Origin of the sequence: Faecalibacterium sp. OM04-11BH (assembly GCF_003482185.1) — a bacterium.
GTDB lineage: Bacteria > Bacillota > Clostridia > Oscillospirales > Ruminococcaceae > Faecalibacterium > Faecalibacterium tardum.
The window spans coordinates 1-233 of the sequence record NZ_QULS01000049.1 but is presented as its reverse complement, the minus strand read 5'-3'; the positions used below and the strand labels follow the sequence as shown (position 1 = coordinate 233).

Genomic DNA, 233 nt, shown 5'->3' with positions numbered 1-233 from the left:
TTGCCGATATAATCCAGATCGCGCGCATGAATGAGGGCTTCTTTCGTGAGCGTGGCCTTTTTCTGCACAGCGGCAAGTTCCTTCTCCTTTTTGGAGAGGGTCTGACTGGTTTTGGCAAGCGACTGCGCCTTTTGGTCGGCTTGGGTGGTCAGGGTGTCCAGCCGTTCCTGCTCCCGCTGGACTTTGAACTGAGTGACAGTCAGGTGTTCTTCGGTGCTGCCACGCTCGCCGCG

General features: G+C 57.1%; 1 pseudogene. It reads right to left on the bottom strand.

What is annotated here, in order from left to right:
- A pseudogene (locus tag DXB44_RS14950) lies at nt 1–233 on the bottom strand (recombinase); the annotation flags it as partial.